The following is a 7,970-nucleotide window of genomic DNA, read 5'->3' on the forward strand; positions in this document are numbered from 1 at the left end:
GAAATGTCCTTCATAACGTCGATGAAGGACAAAACTGTTTTCGCTCAGGTCAGAAATGTCCTTCATAACGTCGATGAGGGTAAATGACAGCAACCTTTGATGATTATTTTTTATAGTACTTTTTCAGTGGTCTTAGCTTGTTCTGTGAGGAGGCTCACTGGTCACCCGCCGGAGGCGGAGTGTATTCAGCCTGCAGCTTTAAATAATCAATTTATACTAAATAGATTTTATTTTTCAACATATTCAAATAAAAACGATTCCCCATCCATATAGAAACGAGGATCATAAATCCCCACTTTTTCTTCATCATCTACAATCACAACAAAAGGAGACCACTTGTATAACGTTCTCGCATCAGGATTTTGAATAAAAAGATCATCAAGAATTGTATTTTCTTTTGAGTGAAGCGTATATAAATGATCTGCGTCTAGAAATAGTGCATCATCGGTAATCTCTACAACGTCAGCTTTTTTCCCTATTAATGTGTAATTCCAAGGTACAAAGCTTGCTGAAAGTGCTAGTTGATCATACTTACCCTCATACTGTTGATATAGAAAATAACCTTGTAATGACTGAATAGAAATATGAAGAGCAATTAGTACCCATGCAAAACGGAATGACTTATAACTGTTTTTCTTTTTAAAACGAGTAAAAATCATTGCGGTTAACATGATAACCCAAAATACAACATCCACTATTGGAATAACGCCAAATGTAACACGTATATCTGAGAGCGGTTCAAAATAACCCGTACCCCAAGCATTGAATAAATCACTTGTACTATGTATGAATACGGCAATACCTGAGATGAAAAATAATCGTTTATAATCCTTCACCTTAAAGATCAGAGTACAAAGAGCTGTTAAGATAAATGCCCATATTGGTACCATTAAAATAGAATGGGTAATTCCACGATGCCACATTTGATAAAGTCCCTCAGTGTCCCATAATCTAGAAATAACATCGATATCAGGAATTTGACTGCCAACCATTGTTGCAACAATAAGTGACTTTTTCATTTCTTTTGATTCATTTTTTTTGTCGATTGCGCCATATAGTGTCATTCCAAATAGTGTATGTGTTACTGTATCCAAATGTTTCACCTCTTGCTAAGTATACCCAATTATACGCTGAAAAGAGATTGGTTGTCCCATTAGTGTTCAAAAAAAGAGACCGAGACAAATGTGTTTAGCCTAATGAAAAGTCCGAACAATCATAGTTGGTATGGAAACACCGCTCCTGAAATATACTTCGCTTTCCGCGGGAAGCTGGTGAGCCTCCTCGCGCTTCGCACTGCTGGGTCTCACCGTTGCTTTTCATCCCGCAGGAGTCTGCGTATATTTCATCCGCTAAGTTAATGGTTTGTTCGGAAAAAAGTTACACATTGTGTTATGTCGCAGCCTCTTGGAAATTTGGCTTTAATCTATTTTTTTTCTGTGTAGTCTTCTTCAGGTAAAGGATCAATTTTGATAGCATCATGAATGTTCATTGAAGATTTCAGGCCTTGGATAATAAAGATTATCCCCAGAATAATAAACCCAAATATAACAATCGTAGTTAACCACATTCCCACCATAATAAAACCCTCTCCTTTTATTACACATATATGCATGTGTGTTAAAGGATATGAGGGTTTATATGACGCATTATGTACTTACTTTTTACGAAGTGAGCCCAGCTCTTCTACAAGGGCTTGCATTTCATTTGGACTAAATGAGTTTTTCTTCTTTACCATTTCATATATTTCAAAAAGTTCTTCATACATTTCTTCATCAAAGTGAGACGGCTTAATTGCACCTAAGTTTAGGACTTTAAGTTTTTCTTTTATTTCTTCAATCATATATTCTACATTCTCGACAGATTTTTGAGTTAAATCCATTTCAAAATCATCCCTTCTAATTTCGATGTTCTTATTGTATCACGTTTTATGAAAAAACCATTCTTAAATTGGAGAAATCTTTGAAAGGATCAGCTATGTTATTTTCTATCCTGTTCATATTTTATTATAATATATATAGATGAAGTAGGAGGGGATGTAAATGGTAAATGTCTTATTCGTATGTTTAGGCAATATCTGTCGCTCACCGATGGCCGAGGCGGTATTTAGAAAGATGGTACAGGAAGAAGGTTTAGAAGATAAAATCAAAGTTGATTCAGCAGGTACTGGTGATTGGCATGTTGGTAAACCACCACATGAAGGAACCTGTGAAATATTAAAAATTAATAAAGTTAATTACGAAGGTATCAAAGCAAGACAAGTTGCAAATAACGATGTAGTGGAGTTTGACTACATTATTGCTATGGATGCAGAAAACTTAGGGAATTTAAGAAGGATGGCAGGGTATAGACAAACAGGATATATAGGAAGACTCTTGGATTTTGTAAAGGATAGTGAAATAGAAGATGTTCCTGATCCTTATTTTACAGGTAACTTTGATCAGGTATATTCACTTATAGAGAACGGTTGTAGAAGTTTATTACTAGAAATCAGGAATGAACAGGGGTTATAGGTTCCATTCATACATAAATTAGATAGGGGTTAGGAAAATGGCAAAAAACAATAAGATGGCACAAAGTATGATTATTGGAGCACTAGTAGGTGGTGCCATTAGTCTACTTGATCGTGACACAAGAGAGCAGTTTGTGTGTAGTACAAAAAGGGTAAGTGAAAAAACAGTAGACCTGATTAAGAATCCCCAGCATGCAGTTAGTACTGTAAGAGATAATATTAATCAAGTCAAAACTACAGTTGAACAGGTTTCTAATGACCTGCGTTTTTTATCGGGTAAAGTAAATGAATTAAATGAGACCACTCCTGAAATGCTAAATATGTTGAAGGATACTCAAGACGCTTTCAGAAATCTTAAACCAAATTTATCTAAGGAGACTCAAGAATAACGAGGTGAATGAATCAATTGAATAACGTATGGAGCTTTGTAAAAGATCTTTTTAAACGTTTCAATGAAGATGAAGTGGCTGGACTTTCGGCAGAATTAGCCTACTTTTTTTTACTTTCATTATTTCCGTTCTTAATATTCAGTGTCACTTTAATTGGCTATTTACCGATATCAGAAATTGATTTACTAAATACTGTTCGTGAATATGCTCCAAGTGGGACGATTGATATGATTGAGAAAAACTTGGAGTCGGTTCTTGGCTCACATAATGGAACTTTACTTTCCTTTGGGGTTATCGCGACAATTTGGTCTGCCTCAAACGGAATTAATGCCGTTGTTCGTGCCTTTAATCGTGCTTATGATGTAAAAGAAAGTCGACATTTTCTTGTGGCACGTGCGATGTCGATTTTGTTAACTCTAGCAATGGTATTTGTTATTATTATTGCACTATTACTACCTGTTTTTGGACGACAAATAGGGTTGTTTATCTTTTCAGCCTTTGGATTCTCCTCTGAATTTATTAGTGTTTGGAATGCTATCCGTTGGATTCTTAGTGCTGGAATCTTATTTATCGTATTTAATTGTCTTTATTTATTTGCACCTAATCTGAAATTGAAATTGAAGGAAGTTTTAAGCGGAGCGTTCTTCGCAACTTTTGGTTGGATGTTTGTTTCTCTTGGTTTTTCATATTATGTGAGTAACTTTGCAAATTACACCGCTACATATGGAAGCTTAGGGGGAATTATCGTTTTGATGATATGGTTCTATTTATCAGGGATGATTATTATTCTTGGTGGAGAAATAAATGCAATACTAAATTGCAAACGTGTGAGGGCTTCGACCAAATAGGTCAAACAAAAACTGCCTTAGCCTACATTCTAGAATGTGGGTTAAGGCAGTTTAAAGTTTAGAAGAGATTTTTTCTAAATCTTATATTGAATTGAAGCCTAACTATTACCCTTTCAAAAGGCGGAGACCATTTAAAATAACAAGAATGGTACTACCTTCATGACCGATCACTCCAAAAGGTAAATCGATAATTTGGAGGAAATTTGAGCAAATTAAAAACATAATAACCGTAATTGAGAAAATGATATTTTGTTTTATAATACGGTTCATTCGTTTTGATAACTGAACAGCCTCAGCAATCCGTGTGAGGTCGTTCTTCATCAGCACAATATCAGCGGTTTCTAATGCCACATCAGTTCCTTCCCCCATGGCTAATCCTACATGGGCAGTAGCGAGTGCCGGTGCATCATTAATTCCATCCCCAACCATTCCAACGATTCCATACTTCTCTTTAAGCTTTTTAATGTATTCAACCTTTTGTTCTGGTAAACATTCAGCCATATAACTATCTATTTTACATTCTGATGCAATGGCGGAGGCAGTACGTTCACTATCGCCTGTTAACATCACGGTTTGAATACCTAACCTTTTAAGCTCCTTAATTGAGGCTGCAGTATCAGTTCTTACAGTGTCTTTCAGTGCAATTAAACCAATCACTCCATCAGAGTCGCTAACAAAAACTATTGTGTTTCCACTAGTTGCTAAGCTCGTTGCAATACCATCTTGAAATGCCTCTGCTTGTTCTTTCCCAACAAACTCTGCTTTCCCGATTTTCCACTCAAAAGAATTTAATGTACCTGTAACTCCCCAACCCGGGACATCTTCAATTCCATCAGGCTGTAAAAGATCTAGCTTTTGATTGTCCTGTGCAAAAGCAACAATAGACTTTGCTAATGGGTGTGTTGAATGATGTTCAATTGAAGCAACGGTCTGTAGGAATTCAGTTTCTGAGATCCCCTCACGGACAATAACTGAAGTTACTTCAGGCTTACCTTTTGTTAATGTACCAGTCTTATCAAAAGCTATCGCTTCTAAATTACCAAGTTGCTCTAAATGAATGCCCCCTTTGAATAAGATTCCGTGTCTTGCCCCTGTAGAAATGGCTGAAAGTGATGCAGGCATAATGGAAGCAACAAGAGCACAAGGAGATGCAACAACAAGTAAAATCATTGCTCGATAAAAAGTTTCTGTCCAACTCCACCCTAAAAGAAAATAGGGAAGAACCATCATTAAGCCAACTGCAACAAGTACACATTTGACATATGCCCCTTCAAATCTTTCAATAAACAATTGAGAAGGTGACTTTTCACTTTGAGCATTTTGAACAAGTTGTATGATTTTTTGGAAGAGTGTGTCGGAACTCTCTTTCGTCACCTCTACTGAGATTGAACCTTGCAGGTTTACAGTTCCAGCAAAAACGACCGAATCTGTTGATTTACTAACCGGAATGGATTCTCCAGAAATAGCAGACTCATCAATATTTGTGTTTCCTCTTGAAATTTTCCCATCAGCTGGTACTCTTTCTCCAGGTTTAATTAAGATTGTGTCCCCGACTCTAAGACTCGTAACCTTTACAACCTTATGGTTGCCATTTGTAAGTAAGGTTGCCTGTTCTGGTTGAAGATTCATTAAAGATGATATTTCCCGGTGGCTCTTATTCATTGTATAAGTTTCGAGTGCACCACTTAAAGCAAAGATGAAGATAAGAATCGCGCCTTCCATCCAATACCCAATGATGGCTGAACCGATTGCAGCGAAAATCATTAACATTTCCACATTTAATTCTTTATTTTCAATCGTATCTTCAATGCCTTCTTTCGCCTTGGCAAAACCACCGATAACAAAGGCTGATAAAAAAATAACAATGGATAGGGTTTCAGCATTTGTTTTGGAAAGAATATATCCGATAATAATTAAAAGTCCTGAGGCAAGCGCTGCGACAAGTTCAATATGTTCTTTCATCTTAGTGAGAATACCTTCATTTTTTTGTTCTGTTTGTATTTTGTTAGGTTGTTGTGAGACTGCTTTAACACTAGTATTCAATATGATCGCCTCCGTTTATTTTCTAATTGAGAAAAATAATCACAATCAATTACCCCTTTAAAATAGCGAAAGCTGCCATCAACAAGGATAGCAGCAGTGAAATCGAATGATTTTTATTTTATAATTATTATAATTTGATTATAGCATAAATGAGAATGAATAGGAAGAGCACCATTGAATTTATTTTGATAACTATGAATAGGCGATAAATAGTATGCAAGTTGTTAATTTATTATTTGTAATACCTATAAATATGAGGAGAAAAAGTTTTGGTGATGGAGAATATCAAAAATTATGTTAATGATTGGTAAGTGTTTACAAAAGTGACATATTGCATATTTTAAGTTCAAAAAGAGATTGTCGAATAATGTCGGATGAGATATAATTTTTACAAATGATAAATCCTTGTTCAAGTTATGTATAACCATTGTTTAAAGCCAGAGGGCTAATTATGAAATTAGGGAGAATTGAAATGACTAAAAATAATAATCTAATAATGATTTTATTAGCAGCATTATCGCTAATATTGACAATCGTCATTCATGTGTTACATCGACAATTCAATTTTTTAAGTTCGTATTTAAGCATAAGGGGTATAGGGGATCTAAGTGAAGGTATGCAATTTCTTCAAAATATAATCTTTATCCTTCCTTTTATTCCGTTTGTTATTGCTTTAGTACTACACAGAAAAAATAAAAATAAATTAGTTCCACTCTTCCTCTCATTATCTTTAACTTTCAGTAGTATTTCCATTATCGCAGGTGGAGATGGATTAGTAGAATATCATTTCTCTATATTCATGGTTATTGCTTTTATATCGTTTTTTAATTCTATAAAACTCATTATCGTTAATACGATTATCTTTGCTATCCAGCATCTAGCAGGTTATTTCTTCGTGCCAGAATTGATTTGTGGAACATCAGATTATAGTTTTTCATTATTAATGATTCATGCTGTCTTTTTAGTTTTCACAAGTGGTGCTAACATCCTTGTGATCTATTCAAAACAAAAGAACACAAAAATACTGGAAGATGAGAATAGTAGATATGAAGCCAATGCACGTGAAGTCATTACACAATTAACAGATACATCACAAAGGATATTAAATGTAGTTAAAGAATTATCAGTGGGTTCTTCTGAATCAACTAAAGCTTCCCAAGAAATCGCTATGTCAATTCAAGAATTATCAATTGGAACACAGAGTCAATTGGAAACGGCCAAAAATAATGAATCATTAATTATAGACATGGTAAAAAGTATCGACGAAATTTCAAAAGTTTCAAATCTTGTGAGTGATACTTCTTCTAAAACAAGCATACAGGCGACTAATGGAAATCAATCTATTGAAGGTATGGTTGAAAAAATGGGCAGTATTCAACGTTCGGTGCAGGAGGTTTCGGTTTTAATCGAAAGGCTAGATGAAAAATCAGAACAGATTAACACAATTGCTGAAAGTATTTCTCAAATATCAGAACAAACTAAACTACTAGCATTAAATGCATCAATTGAAGCAGCAAGAGCAGGAGATCAAGGTAAAGGCTTTGCTGTTGTTGCGAATGAGGTAAGGAAATTGGCTATTCAATCTGATGAATCTACCAAAGGGATTGGGGCAGTTACTGAAGATATCCGAGAAGGAATGAAGAAGGTGAAGGAGGCTCTAGCTGCAGGTTCAAATGAGGTAAACCAAGGTATTACTTTAATGGATTCGACAGATAAAGTATTTAAAGAGATTATCTCAGCTACCCAAGGTGTTGAAACACAAATTTTAAATGTATCTCAGCATTCTGATAGTCTTCTTAAGAGCTCGGATGATGTACTAAATATAGTCGCAGAGATGAGAAAAATCACTGAAGATTCACAAGGAAATACAATGAATATATCTGCTTCTGTCGAAGAGCAATTAGCTTCTGTGGAAATGTTAAATAATATATCTAACTCTATGCAAGAATTAGTGAATGAGTTGGAGAGCTTAGTTGAAAAGGTCAATAACTCTAAAGCTTAAAACTTAATTTCATTAGAAGAGAAAAGGCAGTCAGTAGTTTTCTGACTGCCTTTTTCCTTTTTACAAGTATGTTGAACGAGTGTATTCCTGGAAGGGGATCAGGTTGAATTTCGAGGGAATACGTACGAAACGCGCGGGATTATCGTTCTATTTCGCGGGATTCGGTGCGAAGTTCGTGG

Annotated in this window: 8 protein-coding genes; 4 read left to right on the forward strand and 4 right to left on the reverse strand. The window is 35.3% G+C overall.

The window, feature by feature from the left end:
• Positions 1-227 precede the first annotated feature (227 nt).
• The 3 genes from BLQ56_RS18565 to BLQ56_RS18570 form a co-directional block, all read right to left on the reverse strand.
• The gene (locus tag BLQ56_RS18565; protein WP_090857943.1) at positions 228-1,094 is read right to left on the reverse strand and encodes a metal-dependent hydrolase; all 867 of its coding nucleotides are present in this window, start codon (positions 1,092-1,094) and stop codon (positions 228-230) included.
• Positions 1,095-1,423: 329 nt separating this feature from the next.
• A complete protein-coding gene (locus tag BLQ56_RS23665) occupies positions 1,424-1,576 on the reverse strand; it encodes a hypothetical protein (RefSeq protein ID WP_175490378.1) in 153 nt (50 codons plus the stop codon).
• A gap of 78 nt (positions 1,577-1,654) precedes the next feature.
• On the reverse strand, positions 1,655-1,879 hold the full coding sequence (locus BLQ56_RS18570; protein WP_090857946.1) for a DUF1128 domain-containing protein: 225 nt from the start codon (positions 1,877-1,879) through the stop codon (positions 1,655-1,657).
• A 160-nt stretch (positions 1,880-2,039) separates the two neighbouring features.
• Between BLQ56_RS18570 and BLQ56_RS18575 the strand changes: the two genes are divergently transcribed.
• The 3 genes from BLQ56_RS18575 to BLQ56_RS18585 are packed head-to-tail and all read left to right on the forward strand — an operon-like array spanning position 2,040 to position 3,746.
• Positions 2,040-2,510, forward strand: coding sequence for a low molecular weight protein-tyrosine-phosphatase (locus BLQ56_RS18575; RefSeq protein ID WP_090857949.1), 471 nt, complete (start codon positions 2,040-2,042; stop codon positions 2,508-2,510).
• Positions 2,511-2,547: 37 nt separating this feature from the next.
• Complete coding sequence (locus BLQ56_RS18580; protein WP_090857952.1) at positions 2,548-2,898, forward strand: YtxH domain-containing protein; 351 nt, start codon at positions 2,548-2,550, stop codon at positions 2,896-2,898.
• A 17-nt stretch (positions 2,899-2,915) separates the two neighbouring features.
• Complete coding sequence (locus BLQ56_RS18585) at positions 2,916-3,746, forward strand: YihY/virulence factor BrkB family protein (RefSeq protein WP_386756413.1); 831 nt, start codon at positions 2,916-2,918, stop codon at positions 3,744-3,746.
• Between the two features lie 105 nt (positions 3,747-3,851).
• Here BLQ56_RS18585 and BLQ56_RS18590 read toward each other — a convergent pair whose 3' ends face one another.
• Positions 3,852-5,789, reverse strand: a complete 1,938-nt coding sequence (locus BLQ56_RS18590) for a heavy metal translocating P-type ATPase (RefSeq protein ID WP_386756411.1) — start codon at positions 5,787-5,789, stop codon at positions 3,852-3,854.
• A gap of 451 nt (positions 5,790-6,240) precedes the next feature.
• Between BLQ56_RS18590 and BLQ56_RS18595 the strand changes: the two genes are divergently transcribed.
• Entirely contained in the window at positions 6,241-7,791 is a 1,551-nt protein-coding gene (locus BLQ56_RS18595; RefSeq protein WP_090857957.1) for a methyl-accepting chemotaxis protein, read from the forward strand.
• The last annotated feature ends 179 nt before the right edge of the window (positions 7,792-7,970 follow it).

It is taken from the genome of Litchfieldia salsa (assembly GCF_900104555.1).
Taxonomy (GTDB): domain Bacteria; phylum Bacillota; class Bacilli; order Bacillales; family Bacillaceae_L; genus Litchfieldia; species Litchfieldia salsa.

What these genes read in the sequence shown, in the direction of transcription:
- BLQ56_RS23665 (WP_175490378.1), bottom strand. Translation starts at nt 1,576, where the DNA reads ATGGTGGGAATGTGGTTAACTACGATTGTTATATTTGGGTTTATTATT.
- BLQ56_RS18570 (WP_090857946.1), bottom strand. Translation starts at nt 1,879, where the DNA reads ATGGATTTAACTCAAAAATCTGTCGAGAATGTAGAATATATGATTGAA.
- BLQ56_RS18580 (WP_090857952.1), top strand. Translation starts at nt 2,548, where the DNA reads ATGGCAAAAAACAATAAGATGGCACAAAGTATGATTATTGGAGCACTA.
- BLQ56_RS18595 (WP_090857957.1), top strand. Translation starts at nt 6,241, where the DNA reads ATGAAATTAGGGAGAATTGAAATGACTAAAAATAATAATCTAATAATG.
- BLQ56_RS18575 (WP_090857949.1), top strand. Translation starts at nt 2,040, where the DNA reads ATGGTAAATGTCTTATTCGTATGTTTAGGCAATATCTGTCGCTCACCG.